Annotated in this window: 1 protein-coding gene; it reads right to left on the bottom strand. The window is 43.8% G+C overall.

Going from position 1 to position 258, the window contains the following annotated elements:
- A partial coding sequence (locus F1003_RS17075; protein WP_235898427.1) for a hypothetical protein occupies positions 1-258 on the bottom strand: 258 nt, incomplete at both ends.

Here is a 258-nt window from a genome sequence, read left to right as displayed (position 1 = left end):
AAAAACATCAGTAAAAATGTCAGTATCAGGATCGCTGTAACCATCGGGGTTAAAATCAACAGAATAACCAATGTCACCGCAAACATCACTACCAGTTTGAAGGTATTCAGCAATGCGGCAATATAGTTATCCTCGATAAGCTTCATATCGTTCGTCAGCGCCGAGATGTAGTCCGCTGTATTTTCCCTGTAGTACCGGATGGGACGGCGGTCCATAATTCCCTTGAAAATATCCCGGCGGTACTGCTTGATCATTTTC

Origin of the sequence: Winogradskyella ouciana, assembly GCF_009709615.1 — a bacterium.
GTDB classification, from domain to species: Bacteria; Bacteroidota; Bacteroidia; order Flavobacteriales; family Flavobacteriaceae; genus Winogradskyella; species Winogradskyella ouciana.
This window is presented reverse-complemented; position numbering and strand designations above follow the sequence as displayed.